Source organism: Polynucleobacter sp. IMCC30063, from assembly GCF_021395235.1.
In the GTDB taxonomy this organism is placed as follows: domain Bacteria; phylum Pseudomonadota; class Gammaproteobacteria; order Burkholderiales; family Burkholderiaceae; genus Polynucleobacter.
This window is the reverse complement of sequence record NZ_JAJVCQ010000004.1, coordinates 179,883-204,981: the sequence shown is the minus strand read 5'-3', so window position 1 is coordinate 204,981 and position 25,099 is coordinate 179,883. Positions and strand designations below refer to the sequence as shown.

Sequence of the window (25,099 nt, the reverse complement as noted above, 5' to 3'; positions counted from 1 at the left end):
CTTACTCAAATCTGCCGATACGGCTTAAGGAACCTAAGTTAAGCCACACAAAAAAAGCTCGCCCAACAATATTTTGATCGGGGACAAAACCCCAGAAGCGCGAATCAGCACTGTTATCACGATTATCACCCATGGCAAAATAATGTCCAGCCGGTACTTTACAAGTCATACCAGAGCTTTGATATTGGCAATGCTCAATTCCTGGAAATTTTTCAGGCTGAAAAACACCCGTAGTGCGTTCGGGATCATTTAAAATTTTATGCACTACTCCACCTAAATTTGCTGGGTAGGTTTCGGTAAACTCTTTTTCATAGCGCATGTTTTCTGGATCTAAATAGGGTGCTCCGCCGCTATAGAGCAAAGGTTCGCCGTTAATAATTAAACGCTTATTTTGGTATTCGATGACATCACCTGGAATCGCTACCACCCGTTTAATGTAATCAACCGATTCATCACGGGGATAACGAAATACCACCACATCACCTCGTTTGGGAGTACCAAGCTCGACTACTTTGCGATTAATCACCGGCAAACGAATGCCATAGGTAAACTTATTGACCAAAATAAAGTCGCCAATTTGTAAGGTTGGAATCATTGATCCCGATGGAATTTTGAAAGGTTCAAATAAAAAAGAACGCAGAAAAAATACTGCACAAATAACCGGGAAAAAACTCGCTGAATACTCTACCCATAGTGGCACACGCTGGTCGCCTGCAGCAATACGGCGTGGGGCAAAATAAAAGCGATTAGCGACCCATGCAATACCTGTGGCGATAACTAAAATAAAAAGAATTAAAGCAAAATTCATTTATTCCACCTGCAAAATAGCTAAAAAGGCTTCTTGCGGAATTTCTACATTGCCAACTTGTTTCATCCGTTTTTTACCTTCTTTTTGTTTTTCCAACAGTTTACGTTTACGCGAAATATCGCCGCCGTAGCATTTTGCTAATACATTCTTACGCAACGCTTTGACGTTTTCACGCGCCACAATATTGCTACCAATTGCCGCTTGAATCGCTACATCAAACATCTGCCGCGGAATAATGCCGCGCATTTTTGCCACTACGTCACGCCCACGTAATTGGCTATTACTCCGATGCACAATAACGGATAGCGCATCAACCTTATCCCCATTAATTAAAATATCGACTTTCACCACATCGGCAGCGCGGTATTCCTTAAATTCATAATCCATCGATGCGTAACCACGTGAGACAGACTTCAAACGATCGAAAAAATCGAGCACAATTTCTGCCATGGGTATTTCATAAGTTAACTGCACTTGGCGACCCAAATAATTCATATTGGTTTGCACGCCACGCTTACCCGTGCATAGAGTAATAACCGAGCCTACATATTCTTGTGGCATATATAAATTGACTGTCACAATTGGCTCTAGAATCGCCTCGATCTTACTTGGGTCCGGCATTTTCGATGGGTTATCAACGGTGAGCATGCTGCCGTCTCTTTGCTGCACTTGATATACCACAGTGGGTGCCGTGGTAATCAGGTTCATGCCGTACTGCCGTTCTAAGCGCTCCTGCACAATTTCCATGTGCAGTAAACCCAAAAAGCCACAACGGAAACCGAAACCCAAGGCTTGCGAAACTTCGGGCTCATAAAGTAGGGACGCATCATTGAGCTTAAGCTTTTCTAATGACTCGCGCAGCACATCGTACTCGTTAGCTTCAACTGGGTATAGCCCAGCGAAGACTTGCGACTTCACCTCCTTAAAACCAGGTAGCGCTGAAGTAGCTGAGATGCGGCCTTGTTGTCCTGGTGCGTGGGTTGCTGTATCGCCTACTTTGGCCGCTTTTAATTCTTTAATGCCCGCAATGATGAAGCCTACCTGGCCAGCGCTTAGTGAGGGTCGATCGACTGATTTAGGGCTAAATACTCCAACATGCTCGACTAAATGCGTTGAGCCGTTGGCCATCAGCAGAATTTTATCTTTGGGTTTTAGCGTGCCATTCACCACCCTTACTAAAATAACCACACCCACATAGTTGTCGAACCATGAGTCAATAATCAGCGCCTGCAATGGCGCGCTAGCATCGCCCTTTGGCGGCGGTACCCGCCGAATCATTTCTTCCAATATTTCGGGTACACCTAGACCTGTTTTAGCTGAGCAAGTTAAAGCCTCTGTAGCATCGATACCAATGACATCTTCGATTTCTTGTTTGGCGCGCTCTGGATCTGCCTGCGGTAAATCAATTTTATTTAATACCGGCACAACCTCGACCCCAAGCTCGATTGCGGTATAGCAATTTGCCACTGTTTGCGCTTCTACGCCTTGGCTAGCATCAACCACTAGTAATGCACCCTCGCAAGCGGATAGCGAACGACTTACTTCATATGAAAAATCAACGTGTCCAGGGGTATCAATTAAATTGAGGTTATAAATCTTGCCGTCTTTGGCTTGATAACTTAGAGCGGCCGTTTGCGCTTTAATCGTTATCCCACGTTCGCGCTCAATATCCATTGAATCAAGCACTTGTGATTCCATTTCACGATCGGAAAGGCCGCCGCACAATTGAATGATTCGATCGGCCAAAGTCGACTTGCCATGATCGATATGGGCGATGATTGAGAAATTACGGATTAAATCCATTGCGCTTTATGAAGTCCATCAGAAAACGCCTTGCTGCAACACAGCAAAATGATGCGCTGCAAAAAGCCGTCTTACCCGCATTGTAATGGTTGCACAGAAACCCTACTTTGCAGGGCTTAGTGGATCATCCCAAAAGCAGAAAAACCGGCTTTTAGGGTGATTTAGGGCTTGTTTGGGCGTATTGGTAAAACTAAAGTGCTATCTGCGCGACGCACAAAAACAGCCGCCGGACGATTGAGATCTAAGCCCTTGGCAACGGTTTCAAATTGCCTAACTCCAGTTATATCTACATCGCCAATGCGCACAATGACATCGCCCACGCGCACGCCGGAACGTGCCATCGGGCCATCATTAATAGCAGTAACCTCAACACCATTCTTGATGCCTAAGCTTTGTTTTTTGGCATCAGTCAGCTCTGCGACTGCAACCCCAAATGCGGAATTCAAGGCGCCGCTTTGCGGGGTTGAACTCTCGGCTTTTTTGCTTGCTACCTTTTCACTCGGCTCGGCATCGGCTACTACGACAGATAAATCTTTGATAGCACCCTTACGCCAAACTTGCACTGTTGCGCGCGTACCAGGTTTAGTCTGACCTACTTGGCGCGGTAAATCAGTTGATTTCTGAATCTCCAGGCCATTGAAATTCAAGATCACATCGCCTGCCTCAATGCCACCAAGCGCTGCAGGCGCACCCGGCTCAACATTACGTACATAGGCACCACGCGGCTTGCCAAGACCCAAACTTTCAGCAGTCTCTTTAGTAATATCGCCAATCGAGACCCCAATTCGCCCGCGGACCAATTTGCCGTTCGCCCTTAACTGATCAGCTACTCGCATTGCCTCATCAATGGGTATGGCAAAAGAAATTCCCATATAACCACCAGAGCGACTAAAAATTTGCGAGTTAATGCCAATCACTTGTCCAGCGGTATTGAGCAAAGGCCCTCCAGAATTACCAGGGTTCACTGCCACATCAGTTTGAATAAAAGGTAAGTAATCGCCAGTATCACGGCTTTTTGCTGAAACAATTCCAGCCGTAACAGTATTTTCTAGGCCAAAAGGTGAGCCAATTGCTAAAACCCACTCGCCAACCCGTACCTTAGAAGAATCGCCCAGCGGTAACTTAGGTAAGCCGCTAGCCTCAATTTTAATAAGCGCGACATCGGTACGCTTATCAGCGCCCAATAATTTTGCTTTTAATTCTCGCTTATCAGTTAAGGTGACATAAATAGTTTCTGCACCTTCAATGACGTGAGCATTAGTCAAAATATAACCATTAGCATCAATAATAAAACCCGAGCCTACGCCACGGTCATTCTCCTGTGGCGGTCCTGGACGATTAGGGCCTGGATTAGGAGCTTGGTTAGGCGCCTTAGGCGAACCAGGTATGCCCGGAATATTGGGGAAAGGAATCCCAAAAAAACGCCGAAAGAACTCCTGCTGCTCATCTGTGCCGCCCTGGCCATTGGCACCAGCTTGTTGCACAGCCACTTTTTCTGTCGTACGAATATTTACGACCGCAGGGCTGGCTTTTTCGACTAAATCGGCAAAATCGGGAATTGCTACACGGGGGGGTTGCGCCATAACAAGCGGCGCAACAGGCAATTGCACAATGCCAACAAAAGCAATAACACTAAGGGTATGAAGCAATATTTTTTTCATTTGGATCAACTTGAAAGCGAGTTTCGGTGAGAACCCCGTAAAACAAAGATAACTGTATATCAGGGCAACTTACCAAAAATCAAGGTGCCGTTAGTACCCCCAAAGCCAAAATTGTTTTTCACAGCATAGTCAATGGGCAGATCGCGTGCGGTATTGGCGCAGAAGTCCAAGTCACACTCAGGGTCTTGGTTGAAAATATTAATCGTCGGCGGTGATTTTTGATGGTGTAAGGCTAAAACAGTAAAAACTGCCTCTAAACCGCCTGCCCCGCCTAGTAAATGACCCGTCATCGACTTGGTAGAGTTAATGACGACCTTTTTGGCATGATCACCTAAGGCTGCTTTAATGGCTTCAGTTTCATTTTTATCCCCTAAAGGGGTAGAAGTTCCGTGCGCATTAATGTAATTAATTTGCTCAGGATTTAAACCTGCATCGCGCAAAGCATTCAACATGCAGCGGCGGGGACCATCCATATTAGGGGCCGTCATATGATAAGCATCGCCGCTCATTCCAAAACCCACTAACTCACAATAAATCTTGGCGCCGCGCGCACGGGCCTGCTCATATTCCTCTAAGACCATGACGCCCGCGCCTTCGCCCAGCACAAAGCCATCGCGATCCTTATCCCAGGGGCGGGAAGCGGTAGTGGGGTCATCATTACGAGTTGAAAGCGCGCGGGCCGCAGCAAAACCACCAACGCCTAAAGCAGAAATAGTCGACTCGGCACCCCCAGCAAGCATGACATCGGCATCGCCCGATTGAATTAAACGGGCCGCCAAACCAATGCTGTGTAGGCCGGTAGTACAGGCCGTTGCCGCTGCAATATTGGGTCCTTTTAAATTAAATAAAATACTTAAATGCCCTGAAATCATATTAATGATTGAGCCCGGCACAAAGAAGGGGGAAATCCGCCGCGGACCTCGTTCTAAAAGCTCGACACCGGTATTTTCAATCATCGGTAGGCCGCCGATTCCTGACCCAACCATGACGCCAATGCGCTCCGCATTCGCCTCACTTACTTCAATACCACTATCACGCAGTGCTTGGGTTCCCGCGGCAATACCATAGTGGATGAAATGATCCATATGGCGCGCCTCTTTAGCTGAGACATACTCTTCAATATTAAAGTCTTTAACCTCGCCAGCAAAGTGAACGCTTAGCGGGGTATGATCAAACTTGGTAATCGTCGCAATACCAGATTTACCAGCAAGTACATTTGACCAAGCCGTCGCGACAGAATTTCCAACTGGAGAAATAAGACCTAAGCCGGTAACTACGACCCGGCGTTGGTGTTTTAAAGCAGACACAGCGAGTCCAAATATTAGCCCTGTGATGCTTTAGATTTTGCGAAATCAATCGCAAGCTGAACAGTGGTAATTTTTTCAGCCTCTTCATCTGGAATTTCAATTCCAAACTCATCTTCTAAAGCCATTACCAACTCTACCGTATCAAGCGAATCAGCGCCGAGGTCATTCACAAAAGAAGATTCATTCTTAATATCTGCTTCTGGTACGCCTAACTGCTCAGCAACAATTTTCTTAACACGTTGTTCGATGTTGTCCATCAAGTCCCCCTAGGGTAGTAAAAAACGATTTAGGGATTTTATCAGTTTGGCAAAGTCACCCTCAGATTACTGCGCCAGACTCCTAAAACCCCATTCCATAAATCAGGCTAAATACAGGCCCCCATTGACGTGGAGGGTATTTCCCGTAATATAGCCCGCTGCTCCTGAAGCCAAAAAGACCACTGCCTGCGCCACATCTTCTGGGCTCCCTAAACGGGCCAAGGGAATGTTCGCTTTGAGGGCATTTTGTTGCTCTTCACTTAAGGCGCGGGTCATATCGGTATCGATAAACCCTGGAGCGACGCAATTCACGGTAATGTTGCGACTGCCAATTTCCCGCGCCAAAGCCCGAGTCATTCCCGCAACCCCCGCTTTTGCAGCAGCATAATTCACCTGTCCGGGGTTGCCCATGTGGCCGACGATCGAGGTGATATTAATAATGCGCCCAAAGCGGGCTTTCATCATCGGCCGCAAAACTGCTTGCGAAAGTCGAAAGACTGCGCTTAAGTTGGTATCAATCACATCTGCCCACTCCGTGGTTTTCATCCGCATCGACAGTTGATCGCGGGTAATGCCAGCGTTATTGACCAAAATATGAATGCCGCCAAATTCTTTGCACATGGCCTCAATTATTTGCTCACTTGCCGCAGCCTCATTCACATTCAGAATTTCGCCCCGCCCACCAAAAGCCTGTAAGCGTTCTGTAATAGCCAATGCACCAGCGGCTGAGGTGGCAGTGCCAATAACTGTCGCGCCCGACTGTGCAAGCGCTTCGGCAATCGCCGCACCAATGCCACGGGAAGCACCAGTAACTAAGGCAATTTGTTTGCTTAGATCAATTTTCATGTGACTTGTCCTAAAGCTGACTTCACTTCATTGAAGCTCGCATCATCAAATAATGCGAAGCCTTGTAATTGCGCATCGATGCGCTTGGTTAAACCTGCCAACACTTTGCCTGGTCCACATTCAATCACCTGAGTAATGCCTTGTGCGGCCATCGCTTGAATAATTTCTTGCCAACGTACGGGTTTAGCAGCCTGCCTTACTAGAGCATCTTTAATAGCCTGCGGATCACTCAAGATACTGACATCAACATTATTAATCAAGGGAATCGAAGGCGGATGAAAGGTGACATTTTCTAAATAAATCGCCAGTTTTTCAGAGGCTGCTTGCAATAAAGAGGAATGAAACGGGGCTGATACCGATAAGGGTAAAGCCCGTTTAGCGCCAGCTGCTTTTAATAACTCGCAGGCTTTGCTGACTGCTGCATTGGCGCCTGCTATGACCACCTGACCAGGGGCATTGAAATTGACCGCCTCAACTACTTCATTCGTCAAGGTGCTCGCCTCAGCACATACTGCTTGCACTTGGGCGCCGTCTAAACCCAAAATCGCTGCCATGGTTCCTGTGCCTAAGGGCACTGCGGTTTGCATCGCCTCTGCACGAAATCTAACGAGTGGCACGGCATCTTGAAACGAAATGACATCTGCGGCAACTAAAGCTGAATATTCACCCAAGCTATGGCCAGCAACAAAAATCGGTTTTGCACCACCACTTGCCAACCAAGCACGATAACAAGCAATACCTGCTACCAACATCACTGGTTGCGTATTGGTTGTGAGTGCGAGGGCTTCTGCTGGTCCAGCAGCAATTAATTGCGTGAGATCTTCGCCTAGGGCGAGTGATGCTTCGGCCAAGGTAGCCTGCACTTCGGGACGAGCGGCAAGCGAGTTCAGCATACCCACAGATTGCGAACCCTGTCCTGGAAAAACGAATGCAAATGTCATGAGAAAAAACCTGTTTAATATTTTAGAGCGACTGCGCCCCAAGCAAATCCGCCGCCAACGCCCTCTAACAAGAGATGTTGACCACGCTGAATTTGACCATTGCGGATACCAAAGTCTAAAGCCAATGGAATTGAAGCAGCAGACGTATTGCCATGCTCGGCCACGGTCACAATTACCTTATCCATTGAGAGTCCCAATTTGCGCGCCGTACCTTCCATAATACGAATATTAGCCTGATGAGGAACCAGCCAATCAATTTGTGTTGGCTGTAATTGTGCGCGCTCTAAAGCTTCAAGCGCAACCTGCTCTAAGGCCTTCACAGCAAATTTGAAAACAGCTGGGCCGTCCATCGTTAAGAATGGGGTGCCCTCAATGCCACCGGCAATTGCACGACCTGGTACACACAAAATGGCGCGTTGCCTGCCGTCAGCATGTAACGCTGCAGCCAAAATACCGGGTTCATCTGTGGCCTCAAGCACCACTGCACCTGCACCATCACCAAATAAAACGCAGGTTGTGCGATCATTAAAATCTAAGATACGGGAAAAAATTTCAGCCCCAATAACTAAAACTTTGCGGTATGTACCTGCGCGAATAAATGCATCGGCAATGGCGAGTGCGTAGGTAAAGCCAGCACACACTGCCTGCACATCAAACGCCGCACTGCCATTGTGAATACCTAGCTTGTCTTGAATCACGCAAGCGGTACTGGGAAAGCCGCCCAAATGATCTGGGGTTGAGCTGGCCAAAATAATTAACTCAATTTGATCGACACGAAGATTGGCGTCGTGCAATGCAGCCTGTGCGGCCAACATACCTAAGTCACTGGTTAATTCATTGTCAGCGGCAAAATGACGCGCTGAAATACCGCTACGCGTTTGAATCCACTCATCACTTGTCTCTATGCCCACTTGCGCTAAACGCGCTGCTAAATCATCGTTACTTAATCGTTGTGCAGGCAAATAACTGCCTGTTCCAGCAATGCGTGAATAAAGAGACCTTGAAGTCATGGCCTCACCTCTGCACTAAAAGCTTCAGCGATGCGTTCAACCATGCGATTCTTGCCAGCTTCATAAGCACGCTCCAGAGCGGCGGTAAAAGCTAGGCGATCGGCAGAGCCATGACTCTTAATCACACAACCGCGCAAACCAAGCAGCACAGCGCCGTTATAGCGCCGATGATCAACCCGATTTTTGACACGAACTAAAGGCAACATGGCACATAAGGCCATGAGCTTAGTTAGCCAAGAGCGATTAAATTCCGTACGAATCATCCCAGTCATCATTTTTGCCAGACCTTCGCTCGCCTTTAAAACAACATTACCCACAAAGCCATCGCAGACCACAATATCGACGGTGCCCTTAAAAATATCGTTTCCTTCGACATTACCAAAAAAATTTAATTGGCTATTACGTAATAACTCACCGGCTTCCTTCACGACTTCATTACCCTTAATGACTTCTTCGCCGATGTTCAGCAGGCCAATCGATGGTGAAGGCTTGCCATCAACAACTCGCAACATCACATCCGCCATTTGCGCAAACTGTAACAAATTCACCGGCAGACAATCGGCATTAGCGCCCAAATCGAGCACGGTAGTACTCGTACCCAATTCATTCGGAATTGCGGTGGCAATTGCTGGGCGATCAATGCCATCGAGCGTTTTCAATAGATAACGCGAAATCGCCATCAAAGCGCCAGTGTTACCAGAAGAAATAATTGCTTCGGCCTTTCCTGTTTTGACTTGATCAATGGCTAGACGCATCGAAGAATTTTTCTTGCGTCGCAACGCAACCTCAATTGAATCATCCATGAGCACGACTTCGTTGGCAGCAATAATCTCAATGCGCTTCAGCAATTCAGGCGCTGCCTTAGCTAACAATTGCGTCAGTAACTGTGAGTCACCCACTAACTGAATATGAGCGTCGGCGTGAACTTGGAGAAAATCAAGGGACGCAGGTACCGTGACTGCTAAACCCTGATCTCCGCCCATTGCATCTACTGCAAGCCTGACGTTCATCAGAGAATTCATGGGCGCTGGGGTTGCCAAATTTGCTGAGCCAAGAAAAAAGCGGCCAATTTAAAGCCGCTTCGATTGATTAAATGAAAAAATTAATCGTTCTTTGTTTTCACGACTTTCCGACCACGGTAAAAACCGTTGGGGGAAATGTGATGACGTAAATGCGTTTCGCCGGTGGTTGCTTCAACTGCCAATGCACCCACGGTCAAAGAATCATGGGCGCGGTGCATGCCACGCTTAGAGGGGGATTTTTTATTCTGCTGAACGGCCATATTGGACTCCTAAACAAGGGGGCATTCTAGCATAAAAATGCCTCTAAATACGGGATTCTAGGCATTGATGGGTAGGTATTAAAGGCCTCAATTAACCCAGCCGCCAGAGCTATTTCCTGATATTTTTCAATACCTTAAAGGGGTTTTCAGGTTCTTCAATTACACCCAATAATGGGCTTGGGGCACATAGCGCTTCAGGGTGTTTTGGCACTAATGGCAAGGATAAAAGAATTTCATCTTCGATTAGCGCCAATATATCAAAATGGGGGCTGCAGACTAAGGGGTCGAGAAGGTCATCTTCAATTGGATAGGCATCCGCAGCCGCTTCATCGGCCACAACAATAAATAAACGCTCCACGTTTAAGGAATACTGGAAAGTCTGTAAACACCGCTGACAAGTTAAGGGTGCTTGTCCATTAAGCCTCAAACGCAAGGTTTGCGCTTGGTCTCCGGCTTGATTAGCCGTAAACTGGGTTTGGATTTGCCAAGCAAAACCATTATCTGGGCTGCTGATAGCCAGCTCTAAAGCCACTCGGGGTAAGGCGCCCAGCGACAACCTACCCTCACCATGGTAGGTTTGCGGGGCACACAAATCAACCGCTTGTAATGCTTGCGGAGTTGCAGAAATTTCAACTTCAGGTAAAACTTGTTTACGATTCATCTCATTAGTCTAATTCAAGGCGCTATTTTTCATGACGAATTCCGACGTAGCAAGGCATCCAGCGCCAATTATTTTGGCCTCAAGCTCGCCGTATCGCCGCGAATTGCTTGCCCGCTTAGGGCTGCCCTTTACTTGCAGCACGCCTGCAATTGATGAAACTCCTTTGCCCCATGAAACTACCCTTGCTCTAGCCTTGCGTTTGGCTGAACTGAAAGCCAGAGTGATAGCGCAACAGAACCCGGGGGCATGGGTTATCGGCTCAGATCAGGTAGCTGATTTATTTGGCGCTGTATTAGGCAAACCGGGTAATTTTGAGCGGGCCTTAGCCCAATTACAGTTGATGCGCGGCAATGCTGTCCACTTTCATACGGCACTATGTTTCATGCGCGACGAGCAGTACACCACCCTGAGCGTGCCAACCACGGTACAGTTTCGCGATCTATCTGACGCGATATTAGAAGCTTATTTACATGCTGAGCAACCCTATGATTGTGCTGGTAGTGCCAAAGTAGAGGGGCTTGGCATCAGTCTCCTTGAGTCGGTTCAAAGCGATGATCCCACTGCTCTTGTTGGTTTACCGCTGATCGCATTAAGCGGATTATTGCGAGATGCCGGTTTTGCGCTACCTGCAAAAAATTGGTTCGCAACCAGTAAATGACTATCGGCACACTTTTTCTTATCCCGAATACCTTGGGTGCGGAAGGTCGCGCAGACCAATTGCCGTGGGTTTTGCCGGCCGCAACCATCACTCAAGCAGCCACGCTGAAATACTGGATTGTGGAGAATGCTAAAACCGCACGGGCATTTTTAAAAGCAATTGATACCGTTACGCCGCTGAGTACGCCTTTGCAGGAATTAGTGCTACTGGAATGGCGTGGCGCTGCGCAAAATGCAAAATACAATTCAAAAACACGTCCTGAGAGTTTGTTGCAAGCCTTAGTAGATGGGCACAATATGGGATTAATGTCAGAAGCAGGAGTGCCTGGAGTGGCCGACCCTGGAGCCGAATTAATTTTGGCTGCGCATGGTTTAGGTGCCCCCGTCAAACCCTTAGTAGGCCCTAGCTCTATTTTGTTAGGCCTCATGGCAAGCGGTCTAAACGGCCAACAGTTTGCATTTCAAGGCTACTTACCCAATCAAAACCCAGAACGGATTAATCGCCTCAAGCAACTAGAAGCGGAATCGCGACGCTTACAACAAACACAAATTTGGATTGAGACCCCTTATCGCAATGCTGCGATGTTCGACGCTTGCCTGCAAGCATTAACAGCAGAAACCCGCTTATGTATTGGCATCGACCTGAGTTTAGCGAGTGAATCGATTCATACCTACACGCTCACCGAGTGGCGGAAACGCTACCCTGGTGAAAAAATGGCCGGTGAATTACAAAACCGTCCGGCGATTTTTTTGCTACTAGCTTAAGTACGTAGTAAAACGTACTACTTATTTCAGATTGGCATCTTTCATTAACGCTTGACCCATTGAGGTGCCCATTTCTGCGCCAAACTTTTTAGCTACCCTTTCAGCAAAATTTTCCTTTAAGGTGTAATCCAAAACATCTGGTGCCTTCAAAATATCGCGGGCTACCGAATCAACGGTACCAAACCCATCAGCCAGACCCAATTGAACTGCTTGCTCGCCATTCCATACCCGCCCCGAAAATAATTCAGCATTTTCTTTTAAGCGCGTGCCACGTCCCGCTTTAACTACTGCAATAAATTGTTGATGAATTTGATCCAACATCGATTGCACCATTTCAACCTGTTTCGGATTTTCCTTGCTAAAAGGATCGAGCATGCCTTTATTCGAACCAGCCGTGATCAAGCGGCGAGAAATTCCTAATTTATCCATTAGGCCAGTAAAACCAAAGCCCTCCATGACCACGCCAATTGAGCCGATTAAGCTAGCTTTATCAACTAAAATTTTGTCACCCGCTACCGCTACGTAATATCCACCCGATGCACAAATATCTTCTACCACCACATAGAATGGTTTTTGTGGATACAAAGTACGCAAGCGGCGAATCTCGTCATTAATCATGCCCGCCTGAACTGGTGAGCCACCCGGGCTATTAATTCGTAAGATCACGCCGACGCTATTGGTATTTTCAAAAGCCGCATCTAGCGCTGCATTCACGTCGACTGCATTCGCTGTCGTAGTCGGTGAAATCATGCCATCTAAACTAATTAAAGCGGTATGCTTTTCAATATGCATACCACGGCCTGGTATATGCAAATCAAATACCTGGGCAATGATACCGACAACTAACACTAGTAAAACTAAGCGGAAAATTGTTTTCCAGCGCCTAGCCTTACGAGTTTCTTTTAAATTTTCAAGCAGTAAATGCTCAAGAGCCTGTCGCTCCCAGTTTTCTTTCGGCTCCATCAATGCTTTACTTTCTTATTTATGTTCAAGGTTTGCTCGTACAAATGTTGATTGAACCACTGCGCTAATTCTTGCACATTATCAACGCAAATTAAGGCATTGGCAGTGCGCAGCTCCTCTAGCGGATGGGCGCCATAGGTAACGCCGACACTATCCACTCCGGCATTTTGCGCCATCAGTAGATCGTGCGTGGTATCGCCAATCATCAGCATTCGCCGCAATGGTACTTGCAAAACATCCGATAACTCTAACAGCATTGTCGGATTTGGTTTTGACGCCGTTTCGTCGGCAGTACGACTAGCGTGAAAAAGTGCTTCTAGCTGATGAAATCCCAAGGAGCGATCTAGGCCCTGCCGCGATTTACCAGTAGCCACGGCTAGCAAAAATCCCGCTTGACGTAAGTGCTCGAGCAATTCACGAATGCCGATAAATAAATGCAATTCATGATCGCGGGCTAAATAATGAAAACGAAAACGCGCAACTAAAGCAGGGTATCGTGCAGGCGCAATACTGGGAACGGCGCGCCGCAAGGAATCATCGATACCTAAACCAATCACCGAGCTAGCTAATGCATCGTTGGGCACTGGTAAGTCTAAATCGCGGCAAGCCTGTTGAATGCAATGCACGATGGTTGGGGTTGAATCCATTACGGTACCATCCCAATCCCAGACAATTAAATCGTAGCGTCGCTCTAGATTCTGTTGATGCGTGTGGTTCAAACGGACATTCCCTCAGCAACCTTCAATTAAATAACATCCCACTATACTGTTTTGTGGCTTACGGCGTCGCCGCTGGGTTGCTGCTGCTGGGCTCCACCTTCAGCCTCTTTAATAAGGCGTTGAACTCGGCAGGTAGCGGTGACTCAATGCGCATTTTGGCACCGCTGCGCGGATGAACAAAACCCACCAAATGGGCATGTAAATATAAGCGTTTGGATTTTAAGCGGCGATCCTCTTCCTCTAGGCCGTACTTATCATCACCTAAAATCGGGTGGCCAAGACGCTGTAAATGCACCCGAATTTGATGGGTGCGCCCGGTTTTTAATTGCGCCTCTGCCAAGCTCAGCGCTCCCGCCTCCCCCGCGAACAGTTGCGTAACCCGCACCGCAGTATGGCTGGGCAACCCCTCAGCATCAACCCGAACTCGACGTTCGCCATTTGCTAAGAGAAATTTATGCAAGGGAAACTTTAACTGCATTACCCGTGCGCCTGTTTCAATTTTGCCGTGCGCCAATAACCAATAGCGCTTATCAGTTAAGCCTTCACGTATTTGGCGATGCATTTCAACCAAGGCACTTCTGCGCTTAGCCAATAACAGCACCCCGGAGGTATCGCGATCGAGGCGATGCACTAATTCAAGAAAATGGAGTTCTGGGCGGGTCAACCGTAAAGTCTCAATGACCCCCAAGGCAATACCCGAGCCACCATGCACGGCCAGTCCCGCGGGCTTATCGATGATCAGGAGCACGTCATCTTCATACAAAATCGGGATTTGTGCGGCATATTGCTGAGCCCGAGCGAAATTTTGACCAGCCTGCACGCGCTCGGGTGTGGCAATGCGCACGGGTGGCAAACGGACGATGTCACCCTCAACGAGGCGGGTGGTGGGCTCAGCGCGCTTTTTATTGACCCGTACTTCCCCAGCACGAATGAGCCGATAAACATGGCTTTTGGGTACGCCTTTAGCCCAGCGCAGTAAATAGTTATCCAGACGCTGACCAGCGTCATCAGGACCAATGGTTTGCAATACCACTGCTGGTGGTTTAGGCGCTTTACCGAGGGAATGAGAAGTCATGAGAATGCTTATTATGAACTTCTGCCTTATAATCAAGGCACTAGCCATATTGGCTCAGATTGGGTTCAACGGAGAATATCTACTTGAAACCCCAATCGTGGTGCTGGAATCAACCATCAGAAATAGATTCCCAGGGTTGCCCCTCCCCTGTTTAACGAGGCGCAGGGTTGGCGTGCTGTATGCCGCGACCCGCGAGTAGATGACAGTTTTCAGGCGCGCGCCTACATTGATGACCCTAAAGGAGGGTAGCTGTGGCGAGCGTTCGGGGTGGCAACGATGTCCAGTAATGGACTCGATTCGAGCTAACTGATTAGCAGCTTAGTTCTCTTTTAAACCACGCCCTGTAGGGGCCAATAGAACCTAGTTCTTTGGTAGCCTTAATCTCATCTACATCGCGTCGCGCATCGTCCTCCAACCCCATTTGGAGAGAATTATGAAACGCATGCTATTTAACGCAACTCAGCAAGAAGAGTTGCGCGTCGCGATTGTCGACGGTCAAAAATTAATCGATATTGATATCGAATCAGCTGGGCGTGAACAACGCAAAGGTAATATTTACAAAGGGGTTATTACCCGCATTGAGCCATCCTTAGAGGCCTGCTTTGTTAATTACGGTGAAGAGCGTCATGGCTTTTTGCCATTTAAAGAAGTAGCCCGCGCTTACTTTAAAGAAGGCGTTGACGTTCGTACCGCATCAATTAAAGATGCCTTACGCGAAGGCCAAGAAATTATTATTCAGATTGAAAAAGAAGAACGCGGCCAAAAAGGCGCCGCGCTCACTTCTTTTATTTCTTTGGCTGGCCGTTATCTTGTCTTAATGCCTAATAACCCAAGGGGGGGTGGTGTATCTCGCCGTATTGAGGGCGAAGATCGTCAAGAACTCCGTGAGGCCATGGGTCAGCTCGAGGTTCCTGAAGGGATGAGCATTATCGCTCGCACCGCCGGAATTGGGCGCGATGCCGTTGAATTACAGTGGGACCTGAATTACCTCATGCAGCTATGGAAAGCCATTGATGAGGCTGCCAAAAGCAACTCGGCGCCGCTCTTAATTTATCTTGAATCGAGCTTGGTTATTCGCGCCATTCGCGATTATTTCCAACCCGATATTGGCGAAATTTTGATTGATACTGACGATATTTTCGAACAGGCTCAAGCCTTTATGTCGGTGGTGATGCCTGATAACTTACCCCGCGTCAAGCGCTATCAAGATGATGTCCCGCTCTTTTCCCGCTTTCAAATTGAGCATCAAATTGAAACTGCGTACTCGCGTACGGTACCGCTACCCTCAGGTGGCGCCATTGTGATTGACCATACCGAAGCCTTGGTTTCGGTTGACGTGAATTCAGCGCGCGCTACACGGGGATCGGATATTGAAGAAACCGCCACCCGCACCAACTTAGAAGCTGCAGAAGAAATCGGCCGCCAAATGCGTTTGCGCGATTTAGGGGGTTTGATCGTCATCGACTTTATTGACATGGAATCAGCGAAAAGTCAAAAAGATGTTGAAAACCGCTTACGCGATGCCTTACGCCATGATCGAGCCCGCGTGCAAATGGGCAAAATTTCTAAATTTGGCTTAATGGAAATGTCGCGGCAACGCTTACGACCCGCGCTCTCAGAAGGCAGTCATGTGACTTGCCCGCGCTGTAATGGTACTGGCCATATTCGCGATACCGAATCATCTGCTTTGCAAGTACTACGCATCATCCAAGAAGAGGCGATGAAAGACAATACGGCAGCTATTCATACACAAGTACCTGTTGAGGTCGCAGCTTTCCTTCTCAATGAGAAACGGGCTGAAGTCATCAAAATTGAAAGTCGCTTTAAGGTTAATGTCTTGATGGTGCCGAATAAGCATCTTGAAACACCGCATTACAAATTAGAGCGCTTACGTCATGATGATCCCCGTTTAGATGATCAAAAAGCCAGCTATGTCATGGCGCAAGAGGCTGCTACCGAGTTAGAAGCCGATACGATTGTGAGTCGCAAGGAAGAGACCAAAGTAAAACCTGAGGCTGCAGTCAAAGGTATTACGCCAAGTCAACCTGCGCCAATGAACCAACCCCGTGCGGCACGTGTATCTGCCACGAACGAAAAAGCGGTGGCTGAGTCAACCGGTGGATTTATGGGTTTCATTAAGAAACTATTTACTTCAACTCCAGAAATAACCGTAGCAACACCCGAAGCACGTCCTCGTCCTAGCGGAGCACGCGAAGGCCGCAATGGTAATGAACGTGGTGGTCGTAATCGCCGTGGTCGTAATGAACGTCCAGCAACAGCATCTACCAACGAAACAATTGCTCCTACTGAAAAAAATGGGCGTGAAGCAAAACCCCGTCAAGAGGGTCGCGGTCGTAACCGTAATTCCCGTCCTGAACGTCCAGCGAATCAAAACGGCAACGACACGCCTGAAGGCATCACCAACAATGCGAATACTGGGGCCACTGATTTAGTTAACGCTGAAGGCGAAGAGCGTCCGCGGGGACGTAATCGCCGTGGACGTGGTCGTGGTCAACGTGAACGTGGTGATAATCGCACAGATATCCCTGCTCAAGAAGCTGATTCAAACTCAACAGTAACTCACCCAGCCATTACCGAGGTTTCTGCCACCTGGCCGCCAGTAGGCATGGCACATATGGCTGGTGATGCAGCTACTTTGCCGCTGCACGATCTGCAAAGTAATTTAAGCGGTGCACCCCAAACCGCGCCTGTAGCAAATTTCGTTCCCGTGCCTGCTGCTTTACCTAAAGTCTCCTTCTCGCGTTTAGAAGAGGCGCCTTTGGAGCAAGTGGTGCAATCAGTGGGAATGGTTTGGGTTGCTACCGATGCGACTAAATTTGCCGAAGCACAAACGCAAATGAATGCTGAACCCATTCAACCGCGGGCCGAACGCGCCCCTAAGGCGCCAAAAATATTACCTAGTGGTCCCATGGTCTTAGTAGAAACAGGTGGCCAAGAAAAAATGATTGATAAAAACTAGTCTGGTAATACTCAATAGACTAGGTATAAACTTATTTAGCTATGGTTGATCGAGCCTATTCGCGCATTATTCCCATCAGCAATACTGTTGGTGCCTCAGCGGCAATTCCAACAGTATTGCAAGGGGTCCATTCTGAAACAACTGACTTACGTCAGCGGCAATTACGTGACTTACGCATTTCAGTAACGGATCGCTGTAATTTTCGTTGCACTTATTGCATGCCGAAATCGGTCTTCGATCAAAACTATCCGTATTTAGCGCAAGATGCCTTACTGCGTTTTGAGGAAATCACCCGCATGACGCAAATCTTTGCCAGTCTGGGTGTAGAAAAAATTCGCCTTACAGGAGGCGAGCCGCTTTTACGAAAAAATTTAGAGGCTTTAGTGGCGATGCTCGCCCAAGTTAACACGCCAGCAGGGCAAAAATTAGATCTCACTCTCACAACGAATGGTAGCCTCTTAAGAAAAAAAGCGCAGCTCTTAAAAAATGCGGGCTTACAACGCATCACAGTTAGTCTCGATGCATTAAGTGATCCTGTTTTTAAAGCGATGAATGATGTTGATTTTGCAGTTGACGAGGTACTGGATGGTATTGAGGCAGCAAAAGAGGCTGGCTTTAAATCCATCAAGGTTAATATGGTCGTTAAGAAAGGGGTTAATGAGCAGGAGATTTTGCCAATGGTGCGGCATTTTCGTAACTCTGGTATTACCCTACGCTTCATTGAGTTTATGGATGTGGGAAGTTCGAATGGTTGGAATATGGCTGAGGTATTGCCTTCGCGAGAAGTCATCAACCAAATTCATGCTGAGTTTCCCTTGCAATCACTAGAACCAAACTATGTCGGTGAAGTTGCGCAACGCTGGCGCTATGCCGACGGCGCTGGTGAAATTGGGGTGATTTCTAGTGTGACGCAAACCTTTTGCCATACCTGTACCCGTGCTAGGCTCTCAACCGATGGACATCTTTTTTTATGTCTATTTGCGCATCAAGGCGTCGATTTCAAAGCTCTGCTTCGCTCCGGCAAGAGTGATTTAGAAATTGCGAATGCCATCATGAATACTTGGGCTAAACGTGATGATCACTATTCTGAAATCCGAGGTTCACACACTCCCATCGGAAATTCAACTGGTCGTAAGGTTGAAATGTCTTATATCGGTGGCTAGGCTCAATCCCGAATGGCAGCAATCATAGCTTCATTACCGCCCTTAGCAATCACGGGCTTAGTCCTGGCAGGGGGTCGAGCAGAGCGGATGGGCGGAAGTGATAAAGGCTTAATACCCTACCTAGAAAAACCCCTGATCGAGACTGCGTTAACCCGCCTTCAAGATCAGGTAAGCACGATCCTAATTAATGCCAATCGCAATCACATGCGTTATGCAAGCTATGGCTACCCTGTTATTGCCGATGACAGTGCGGTTGAATCTGCACCATCTTATTTTGGTCCGCTCGCAGGTTTTATGGCTGGTCTGCGCCATTGTCAAACTGAATATCTCCTTACCGTGCCATGTGATTCACCGCTCTTTCCGCTTGATTTAGGCGCACGCTTAAGCGCTGAATTACTGCGCGGTCCATTTGATTTAGTATACGCATGCAGTATTGATAACACCGGGCATCAATGGAATCAAGCCGTTTTCTGCCTCATGAAAAAAACGGTTCAATTATCGCTTGCAGAATTTTTAGCAAGTGGTGCGCGGAAAATTGACCGCTGGTTTGAAAATGTCAATAGTAGTGCCGTACTTTTTGAAAATGAACAGGCCTTTGCAAATGCCAATACACCCGCAGAGCTAGCCTCGCTAGAAACATTGGCGCACCTCGAGAAGCAAAACAAAATTGCGGTGCAGTCCCAAATAAAAACATGACCCTCAATACCCCCACTAGCTCCTTATCCGTTATCGAGACCCGCCGTATTATCAGTGCATTAATTACCCAAATAAACGAAGAGGTACGCACAAAAAACGGGGGGCTTCAGAGCGAAACGATTGCACTTGAAAATGCGGTTAATCGTATTCTGGCTGAAGATCTTTTATCGCCAATGCATGTTCCCAACGCAGATAATTCCGCGATGGATGGTTATGCTTTTCAAGGTCACGTCAATGAAGCTGCTCATGCAGGGCAAAAAAAATTAAAAATCGTTGGTACGGCGTTCGCTGGAAAACCGTTCTTGGGTCAATTGGGCGCTCATGAATGCATCAAAATAATGACTGGCGCACTCATGCCTGCCGGCTGCGATACCGTTATTCCTCAAGAGCGCATTACAGAAATCATCTCTAACGCCGCTCACGAAAATGAATTGCTATTTCCGGCTAACGCCGTAAGGGTGGGAGAAAATCGTCGGCTACGGGGCGAAGATTTGCGTTTAGGCCAAGTTGCCATTCCTGCGGGACGTATTTTGCGGCCATCTGATTTGGGTTTAGCTGCCTCTTTGGGGATTAAAACCCTATCCGTGCGTAACAAAATACGGGTTGCCATTATCTCCTCTGGCAATGAATTACGGAGCCTTGACCAAGCACTTGATACCGGTAGCGTCTACGATAGCAACCGGTATAGCCTTATTGGCCTGCTTACTCGCCTCAATTTAGAGATAATCGATTGCGGAATTGTGCAAGACGATCCAGTGGCCTTAAAAAAAGCCTTTTGTGCCGCAACCTTAAAGGCTGATGTGCTCATTTCATCGGGTGGCGTCTCCGTTGGTGAGGCAGACTTTACCAAGCAAGTCCTGCAAGAGTTGGGTGATATTGGCTTTTGGCAGATTGCGATGCGCCCAGGTAGGCCGATGGCTTTTGGAGTACTAAAACCGCTGGCGGACGCTGCCAACTCTCCAGAAGCTAAAAATAGTACCTTATTTTTCGGCTTACCAGGCAATCCAGTAGCGGTGATGGTGACGTTTTATCAGTTCGTCCGCGCGGCGCTACTGCAATTGAATGGCGCAACCCAGACCGCTGTCCCCACCATTCAAGTGCGCTCTGGCGAAGCAATTCGAAAAAAACCCGGGCGCACCGAATTTCAACGGGGTATTGTTACGCTTGATGATGCTGGGCAAGCCACAGTTCGGACTACTGGCAGCCAAGGAGCAGGCATCTTACGCTCGATGAGTGAAGCCAACTGCTTTATTGTTTTGCCGGCGGAACAAGGCAATATTCAGGTTGGTGATTTAGTTAATGTAGAGATTTTTGAAGGACTGCTTTAAGATTACGGCATGATGAAATTAACTAAAAAAGAAATAACCTTCCTTGATCCTATGCATACCGCCAAAACCTTAGTTTTGGTTTACTTATGCTTTTCAGTTCCAATCGTGCTTTTAGCCCTCTTTGTTGCCTTTATTCGTGATGGCGCAATACCGGGATTTACAGTGCTGTCTGCTCTTATTCTTAATGCTGTTCTTGGCTTTGGCTTGCTTTGGGTAGCCTGCAAGGTTTATAACTGGGTTGCCAATAATTTCGGCGGTATCGAGTTAGCCTTGAAAGAGGTGCCCGAAGAAACCAATGACTGATTATTAATGCAGAAAATACGCTCGCTGTGAATTCTTTTGGCCAATCAATACAAATAATTACTTCAGTACTTCAGGATTAATCAAGCTGGGCGGCCTATCACCTGCCAAAGCAGCGCGCACATTTTGAATCGCTAAATCAACCATTGCGCGCCGCGTTTTTTCTGTACCACTAGCAATATGCGGCGCCAACACCACATTACTGAGTTTTAATAAATCAGGGTGCACAACGGGCTCACCTTCAAACACATCGAGGCCAGCGGCAAAAATTTTCTTTTCTCGTAAGGCTTGTGCCAGAGCTACATCATCTACGATCCCGCCCCGCGCAATATTTACTAATGTCGCGGTAGGCTTCATCAGCGCAATTTCTTTTGCGCCTATGGTGTGATGATTGTCAGCGGAATAAGGCAAAACTAAAATGACATGATCAGCTTGACGGAGCAAGCTCTCTTTATCAACATACGTGGCTCCACAGGCCATTTCATCGGCCTCGGGTAAGCGCCGACGATTGTTATAAATCACTTTCATGCCGAAACCTAAAGCCCGTTTTGCAATCCCTTGACCGATCCGGCCCATACCAATAATGCCCAAAGTACTGCCATGAATATCCATACCTAAAGGGTTGTTGGTAATCGACCATTGGTCCCATTGACCATTACGAATCCAATGTTCAGATTCAGTAACGCGCCGCGCCGTAGCCATCAATAGCGCAAACCCAAAATCAGCGGTGGTATTCGTCAAAACATCAGGTGTATTTGTCGCCATCACACCTGCGGCAGTAATGGCGGGTACATCAAAATTGTTATAGCCAACCGAAATATTGGCAACAATTTTTAGTTTTTTTGCCTGGGCCAATGCGTTCGCATCGATCCGTTCGCTGCCGGCTACCAGGGCCGCATCGACTTCGCTTAAGTATTTTTGCAGTTCGGCTGGCGTGAACACACGATCGGCCTGATTATCGATGACTTCAAAAGACTCATGTAAAGCAGCCAAAGCATCGGGGAAAATTGACCTAGCAACTAAGATTTTGGGTTTGTGGCTTGTATTCATCCCTAAACTTTACAACAAGCTGGAAATTGGGGTGCTTGGCGCTTTTAGCTTCATTTCGGCTAAAATCAAGTATCCGCCTTTTATGGGCTTTTATTTATCGACCTAAAATCATGACTTACGTTGTTACTGAATCCTGTATCCGTTGCAAATATACCGATTGCGTTGATGTTTGCCCCGTAGACTGTTTCCGCGAAGGCCCTAATTTTCTCTCAATCGATCCTGATGAGTGCATCGATTGCGCGGTCTGCGTTCCCGAATGCCCTGTGAATGCCATTTATGCAGAGGATGACGTACCTGGAGATCAACAAGCGTTTATTCAACTCAACGTTGAACTGTCTCGCCTCTGGCCTTCAATTACCAAATCAAAAGCGCCGTTAGCTGATGCCGATGAATGGCAAGACGTTAAAGATAAACTTAACGAATTAGTTAAGTAAACTGTGAGCTGCACTTTTTAGGACTATTTGTGTCACTCCCCCCTATTGAAGCCGATGCCGTCATTATTGGCGCCGGACCCGTTGGACTTTTTCAAGTCTTTGAGCTTGGCCTTTTAGAAATTCAAGCCCATGTAATCGACTCTTTGCCGGTCGTTGGTGGCCAATGCGTGGAGTTATATCCTGATAAGCCTATTTACGATATCCCCGCTGTACCCATGTGTACCGGGCAAGAGCTCACCGATAATTTAATGAAACAAATTGAGCCTTTTGGCGCCCATTTTCATTTGGGGCAAGAAGTGACTGAGGTAGAAAAACGCAGCGATGGCCGCTTCGATCTGCGCACTACTTTAGGTACTCATCTCATCACGAAAACAATTTTTATTGCCGCTGGTGTGGGCTCATTTCAAGCGCGCACCATTAAAATTGATGGCATTGAAGCGTTCGAAAATAAACAACTGTTTTATCGCGTCAAAGATCCAACCCAATTTGCTGGCAAAAATATCGTCATTTGTGGCGGCGGCGATTCCGCTCTCGATTGGGCACTCAATTTTGTTGGTAAAGCGGAAAGTGTCATCTTAATTCATCGCCGCGATGGTTTTAAAGCTGCGCCTAGCTCAGTAGCAAAAATGAAGGAGTTATGTGCCAAATATGAAATGCAATTTGAGGTTGGACAAATTACCGGCTTCGAAGAACGCGATGGCCACCTAAGGGAAATTAAAGTCACTGGTAGTGATGGGGTTACGCGGCGGATGCCACTCGATGTTTTACTAGTTTTCTTTGGCCTTTCACCCAAATTGGGCCCCATTGCTAATTGGGGCTTAGGTATTGATCGCAAGCAACTTACCGTCGATACCGAGCGCTTTGAAACAACCGTTCCCGGCATCTTTGCGGTGGGTGACATTAATATCTATCCAGGCAAGAAAAAACTGATCTTGTCAGGTTTTCATGAAGCCGCCTTGGCGGCATTCGGGTGTGTGCAATATATTTATCCTGATAAAAAGGTGCACCTGCAATACACCACCACCTCAACTAAGTTACATAAAGTCCTTGGTGTTGAATCGCCTATTTTTGATTAATTGCTTAAAGACAGCTGCTAATGCGCCAATACCATGACTTAATGAAAGCAGTATTGGTACAAGGCGTTGATAAGGCTGATCGCACTGGTACTGGGACTAAATCGATTTTTGGCTATCAAATGCGTTTCGATTTGGCTGCGGGTTTTCCCATGGTCACTACCAAAAAACTCCACCTCAAATCGATTGTGTATGAATTACTGTGGTTTCTGAATGGAAGTACAAATAATCAGTGGCTGAAAGACCGTGGCGTTTCTATTTGGGATGAGTGGGCTGCACCCGATGGCGAACTCGGCCCTATTTATGGCTATCAGTGGCGCTCATGGCCAGCGCCAAATGGCCAACATATTGATCAAATTCAAGAGCTCATGGCAACCCTACAATCGAACCCCGACTCACGCCGAATGATTGTGTCGGCGTGGAATGTAGCAGACATTCCTCGCATGGCACTCGCCCCCTGTCATGCCTTCTTTCAATTTTATGTCGCGAACAATAAGCTATCGTGTCAACTCTATCAGCGTAGCGCTGATATTTTCCTTGGCGTACCTTTTAATATAGCCAGTTATGCAGTCCTTACCCATATGGTTGCTCAGCAAGCTAATTTAAAAGTGGGAGACTTTATTTGGACCGGTGGCGATTGCCATCTGTATAACAATCATTTAGCCCAAGTAGAAATGCAATTAGCGCGTGAACCCTTTCCTCTGCCTACATTGCAATTTCGCCGTAAGCCCGCTTCCTTATTTGACTATGAGTTTGACGATTTTGAAGTACTGAACTATCAGTCTCATTCCCATATCAAGGCTCCTGTCGCCATCTAAACCAATCGAATATGACTAATCCAGCCATTGCTTTTATCGTTGCTCGCACCCGTAACCACGTCATTGGCAAAGACAATCAAATACCCTGGAAGATTTCTGCTGACTTGCAATTCTTTAAACGCGTCACTATGGGGCATCCCATTATTATGGGGCGAAAGACTTGGGATTCTATTGGCCGGCCATTACCAGGACGGCGGAACTTGGTTATCAGTCGTAATACCGACTTGCAATTAGCTGGGGCGGAAGTGATGCATTCGCTAGACGATGCCCTGAAGCAGCTTGCTGACGTTCCGCGGGTATTCATTATTGGTGGCCAACAATTATTTACCCAGGCTTTTGCAAAAGCCGACCAACTTTATCTTACCGAAATTGATCTAGATATTACTGGAGATACTTTTTTTGCAGTTCCTGACCCACAAAATTGGCAGGAAATCGAATGTGTCGAAGGTCAAGAAGGGGAAATTCATTTCCGTTTTTTAACGCTAGAGCGCAAAAAATAGTT

The 25,099-nt window shown here is 47.3% G+C and carries 26 protein-coding genes; 11 read left to right on the top strand and 15 right to left on the bottom strand.

Annotated elements, in window-relative coordinates:
• Position 1 precedes the first annotated feature (1 nt).
• From lepB to LZG75_RS09150, 11 genes are all read right to left on the bottom strand, one after another.
• The gene (lepB, locus tag LZG75_RS09200) at positions 2-808 is read right to left on the bottom strand and encodes a signal peptidase I (RefSeq protein WP_233924222.1); all 807 of its coding nucleotides are present in this window, start codon (positions 806-808) and stop codon (positions 2-4) included.
• A complete protein-coding gene (gene lepA / locus LZG75_RS09195; protein WP_233937303.1) occupies positions 809-2,611 on the bottom strand; it encodes a translation elongation factor 4 in 1,803 nt (600 codons plus the stop codon).
• A gap of 161 nt (positions 2,612-2,772) precedes the next feature.
• The gene (locus tag LZG75_RS09190) at positions 2,773-4,194 is read right to left on the bottom strand and encodes a DegQ family serine endoprotease (protein WP_233924378.1); all 1,422 of its coding nucleotides are present in this window, start codon (positions 4,192-4,194) and stop codon (positions 2,773-2,775) included.
• Positions 4,195-4,331: 137 nt separating this feature from the next.
• A complete protein-coding gene (gene fabF / locus LZG75_RS09185) occupies positions 4,332-5,579 on the bottom strand; it encodes a beta-ketoacyl-ACP synthase II (protein WP_233924220.1) in 1,248 nt (415 codons plus the stop codon).
• A gap of 14 nt (positions 5,580-5,593) precedes the next feature.
• On the bottom strand, positions 5,594-5,836 hold the full coding sequence (acpP, locus tag LZG75_RS09180; protein ID WP_233924219.1) for an acyl carrier protein: 243 nt from the start codon (positions 5,834-5,836) through the stop codon (positions 5,594-5,596).
• 102 nt (positions 5,837-5,938) lie between these two features.
• On the bottom strand, positions 5,939-6,682 hold the full coding sequence (gene fabG, locus LZG75_RS09175; protein ID WP_233924218.1) for a 3-oxoacyl-ACP reductase FabG: 744 nt from the start codon (positions 6,680-6,682) through the stop codon (positions 5,939-5,941).
• A complete protein-coding gene (fabD, locus tag LZG75_RS09170; RefSeq protein WP_233937302.1) occupies positions 6,679-7,623 on the bottom strand; it encodes an ACP S-malonyltransferase in 945 nt (314 codons plus the stop codon). Before fabD ends, fabG begins: the two co-directional genes overlap by 4 nt.
• A gap of 14 nt (positions 7,624-7,637) precedes the next feature.
• Positions 7,638-8,633, bottom strand: coding sequence for a beta-ketoacyl-ACP synthase III (locus LZG75_RS09165; protein WP_233937301.1), 996 nt, complete (start codon positions 8,631-8,633; stop codon positions 7,638-7,640).
• On the bottom strand, positions 8,630-9,643 hold the full coding sequence (gene plsX, locus LZG75_RS09160) for a phosphate acyltransferase PlsX (protein ID WP_233924215.1): 1,014 nt from the start codon (positions 9,641-9,643) through the stop codon (positions 8,630-8,632). The genes LZG75_RS09165 and plsX overlap by 4 nt, the downstream gene beginning before the upstream one ends.
• 92 nt (positions 9,644-9,735) lie before the next feature.
• The gene (rpmF, locus tag LZG75_RS09155) at positions 9,736-9,915 is read right to left on the bottom strand and encodes a 50S ribosomal protein L32 (protein ID WP_233924214.1); all 180 of its coding nucleotides are present in this window, start codon (positions 9,913-9,915) and stop codon (positions 9,736-9,738) included.
• A 109-nt stretch (positions 9,916-10,024) separates the two neighbouring features.
• Entirely contained in the window at positions 10,025-10,576 is a 552-nt protein-coding gene (locus tag LZG75_RS09150; RefSeq protein WP_233937300.1) for a DUF177 domain-containing protein, read from the bottom strand.
• Positions 10,577-10,607: 31 nt separating this feature from the next.
• Here LZG75_RS09150 and LZG75_RS09145 point away from each other — a divergent pair, with 31 nt between their 5' ends.
• Positions 10,608-11,234 carry a Maf family nucleotide pyrophosphatase gene (locus LZG75_RS09145; RefSeq protein ID WP_233937299.1) on the top strand — a complete coding sequence of 209 codons (627 nt, stop codon included), beginning with the start codon at positions 10,608-10,610 and terminating at the stop codon, positions 11,232-11,234.
• Positions 11,231-11,998, top strand: coding sequence for an SAM-dependent methyltransferase (locus LZG75_RS09140; RefSeq protein ID WP_233924211.1), 768 nt, complete (start codon positions 11,231-11,233; stop codon positions 11,996-11,998). The genes LZG75_RS09145 and LZG75_RS09140 overlap by 4 nt, the downstream gene beginning before the upstream one ends.
• A 21-nt stretch (positions 11,999-12,019) precedes the next feature.
• On the opposite strand, the gene LZG75_RS09135 is transcribed toward LZG75_RS09140, so the two are convergent.
• The 3 genes from LZG75_RS09135 to LZG75_RS09125 are packed head-to-tail and all read right to left on the bottom strand — an operon-like array spanning position 12,020 to position 14,755.
• Positions 12,020-12,961 (bottom strand): S49 family peptidase, encoded by a 942-nt coding sequence (locus tag LZG75_RS09135; RefSeq protein ID WP_233937298.1) that lies wholly within the window; start codon positions 12,959-12,961, stop codon positions 12,020-12,022.
• Positions 12,961-13,680, bottom strand: a complete 720-nt coding sequence (locus tag LZG75_RS09130; protein WP_255696494.1) for an HAD-IA family hydrolase — start codon at positions 13,678-13,680, stop codon at positions 12,961-12,963. Before LZG75_RS09130 ends, LZG75_RS09135 begins: the two co-directional genes overlap by 1 nt.
• A 58-nt stretch (positions 13,681-13,738) precedes the next feature.
• A complete protein-coding gene (locus LZG75_RS09125) occupies positions 13,739-14,755 on the bottom strand; it encodes an RluA family pseudouridine synthase (protein WP_233924209.1) in 1,017 nt (338 codons plus the stop codon).
• A gap of 433 nt (positions 14,756-15,188) precedes the next feature.
• Here LZG75_RS09125 and LZG75_RS09120 point away from each other — a divergent pair, with 433 nt between their 5' ends.
• Genes LZG75_RS09120 through LZG75_RS09100 form a run of 5 tightly spaced genes read left to right on the top strand, consistent with a single transcriptional unit; the run spans position 15,189 to position 21,225 of the window.
• Positions 15,189-17,735 carry an Rne/Rng family ribonuclease gene (locus tag LZG75_RS09120; protein WP_233937297.1) on the top strand — a complete coding sequence of 849 codons (2,547 nt, stop codon included), beginning with the start codon at positions 15,189-15,191 and terminating at the stop codon, positions 17,733-17,735.
• Between the two features lie 41 nt (positions 17,736-17,776).
• Positions 17,777-18,898 (top strand): GTP 3',8-cyclase MoaA, encoded by a 1,122-nt coding sequence (gene moaA, locus LZG75_RS09115; RefSeq protein WP_233924207.1) that lies wholly within the window; start codon positions 17,777-17,779, stop codon positions 18,896-18,898.
• Positions 18,899-18,910: 12 nt separating this feature from the next.
• Positions 18,911-19,594: a molybdenum cofactor guanylyltransferase MobA gene (mobA, locus tag LZG75_RS09110; RefSeq protein ID WP_233937296.1), complete on the top strand. Its 684-nt coding sequence runs from the start codon at positions 18,911-18,913 to the stop codon at positions 19,592-19,594.
• Entirely contained in the window at positions 19,591-20,922 is a 1,332-nt protein-coding gene (glp, locus tag LZG75_RS09105; protein ID WP_233924205.1) for a gephyrin-like molybdotransferase Glp, read from the top strand. Before mobA ends, glp begins: the two co-directional genes overlap by 4 nt.
• 12 nt (positions 20,923-20,934) lie before the next feature.
• A complete protein-coding gene (locus tag LZG75_RS09100; protein ID WP_233924376.1) occupies positions 20,935-21,225 on the top strand; it encodes a hypothetical protein in 291 nt (96 codons plus the stop codon).
• A gap of 57 nt (positions 21,226-21,282) precedes the next feature.
• On the opposite strand, the gene LZG75_RS09095 is transcribed toward LZG75_RS09100, so the two are convergent.
• Entirely contained in the window at positions 21,283-22,272 is a 990-nt protein-coding gene (locus LZG75_RS09095; RefSeq protein WP_233924204.1) for a D-glycerate dehydrogenase, read from the bottom strand.
• A 110-nt stretch (positions 22,273-22,382) separates the two neighbouring features.
• Between LZG75_RS09095 and fdxA the strand changes: the two genes are divergently transcribed.
• Genes fdxA through LZG75_RS09075 form a run of 4 tightly spaced genes read left to right on the top strand, consistent with a single transcriptional unit; the run spans position 22,383 to position 25,097 of the window.
• Positions 22,383-22,706 (top strand): ferredoxin FdxA, encoded by a 324-nt coding sequence (gene fdxA, locus LZG75_RS09090; protein WP_233924203.1) that lies wholly within the window; start codon positions 22,383-22,385, stop codon positions 22,704-22,706.
• Between the two features lie 29 nt (positions 22,707-22,735).
• Positions 22,736-23,782 carry an NAD(P)/FAD-dependent oxidoreductase gene (locus LZG75_RS09085; RefSeq protein WP_233937295.1) on the top strand — a complete coding sequence of 349 codons (1,047 nt, stop codon included), beginning with the start codon at positions 22,736-22,738 and terminating at the stop codon, positions 23,780-23,782.
• A 20-nt stretch (positions 23,783-23,802) separates the two neighbouring features.
• Positions 23,803-24,597, top strand: a complete 795-nt coding sequence (locus LZG75_RS09080; protein ID WP_233924201.1) for a thymidylate synthase — start codon at positions 23,803-23,805, stop codon at positions 24,595-24,597.
• 11 nt (positions 24,598-24,608) lie between these two features.
• Positions 24,609-25,097, top strand: coding sequence for a dihydrofolate reductase (locus LZG75_RS09075; protein ID WP_233924200.1), 489 nt, complete (start codon positions 24,609-24,611; stop codon positions 25,095-25,097).
• The last annotated feature ends 2 nt before the right edge of the window (positions 25,098-25,099 follow it).

Bases quoted from the DNA above. Each gene is read 5' to 3' on its own strand.
- lepB (WP_233924222.1), bottom strand. From the start codon at position 808: ATGAATTTTGCTTTAATTCTTTTTATTTTAGTTATCGCCACAGGTATT.
- lepA (WP_233937303.1), bottom strand. From the start codon at position 2,611: ATGGATTTAATCCGTAATTTCTCAATCATCGCCCATATCGATCATGGC.
- LZG75_RS09190 (WP_233924378.1), bottom strand. From the start codon at position 4,194: ATGGCGCAACCCCCCCGTGTAGCAATTCCCGATTTTGCCGATTTAGTC.
- acpP (WP_233924219.1), bottom strand. From the start codon at position 5,836: ATGGACAACATCGAACAACGTGTTAAGAAAATTGTTGCTGAGCAGTTA.
- fabG (WP_233924218.1), bottom strand. From the start codon at position 6,682: ATGAAAATTGATCTAAGCAAACAAATTGCCTTAGTTACTGGTGCTTCC.
- fabD (WP_233937302.1), bottom strand. From the start codon at position 7,623: ATGACATTTGCATTCGTTTTTCCAGGACAGGGTTCGCAATCTGTGGGT.
- LZG75_RS09165 (WP_233937301.1), bottom strand. From the start codon at position 8,633: ATGACTTCAAGGTCTCTTTATTCACGCATTGCTGGAACAGGCAGTTAT.
- plsX (WP_233924215.1), bottom strand. From the start codon at position 9,643: ATGAACGTCAGGCTTGCAGTAGATGCAATGGGCGGAGATCAGGGTTTA.
- rpmF (WP_233924214.1), bottom strand. From the start codon at position 9,915: ATGGCCGTTCAGCAGAATAAAAAATCCCCCTCTAAGCGTGGCATGCAC.
- LZG75_RS09150 (WP_233937300.1), bottom strand. From the start codon at position 10,576: ATGAATCGTAAACAAGTTTTACCTGAAGTTGAAATTTCTGCAACTCCG.
- LZG75_RS09145 (WP_233937299.1), top strand. From the start codon at position 10,608: ATGACGAATTCCGACGTAGCAAGGCATCCAGCGCCAATTATTTTGGCC.
- LZG75_RS09140 (WP_233924211.1), top strand. From the start codon at position 11,231: ATGACTATCGGCACACTTTTTCTTATCCCGAATACCTTGGGTGCGGAA.
- LZG75_RS09135 (WP_233937298.1), bottom strand. From the start codon at position 12,961: ATGGAGCCGAAAGAAAACTGGGAGCGACAGGCTCTTGAGCATTTACTG.
- LZG75_RS09125 (WP_233924209.1), bottom strand. From the start codon at position 14,755: ATGACTTCTCATTCCCTCGGTAAAGCGCCTAAACCACCAGCAGTGGTA.
- LZG75_RS09120 (WP_233937297.1), top strand. From the start codon at position 15,189: ATGAAACGCATGCTATTTAACGCAACTCAGCAAGAAGAGTTGCGCGTC.
- moaA (WP_233924207.1), top strand. From the start codon at position 17,777: ATGGTTGATCGAGCCTATTCGCGCATTATTCCCATCAGCAATACTGTT.
- mobA (WP_233937296.1), top strand. From the start codon at position 18,911: ATGGCAGCAATCATAGCTTCATTACCGCCCTTAGCAATCACGGGCTTA.
- glp (WP_233924205.1), top strand. From the start codon at position 19,591: ATGACCCTCAATACCCCCACTAGCTCCTTATCCGTTATCGAGACCCGC.
- LZG75_RS09100 (WP_233924376.1), top strand. From the start codon at position 20,935: ATGAAATTAACTAAAAAAGAAATAACCTTCCTTGATCCTATGCATACC.
- LZG75_RS09095 (WP_233924204.1), bottom strand. From the start codon at position 22,272: ATGAATACAAGCCACAAACCCAAAATCTTAGTTGCTAGGTCAATTTTC.
- fdxA (WP_233924203.1), top strand. From the start codon at position 22,383: ATGACTTACGTTGTTACTGAATCCTGTATCCGTTGCAAATATACCGAT.
- LZG75_RS09080 (WP_233924201.1), top strand. From the start codon at position 23,803: ATGCGCCAATACCATGACTTAATGAAAGCAGTATTGGTACAAGGCGTT.
- LZG75_RS09075 (WP_233924200.1), top strand. From the start codon at position 24,609: ATGACTAATCCAGCCATTGCTTTTATCGTTGCTCGCACCCGTAACCAC.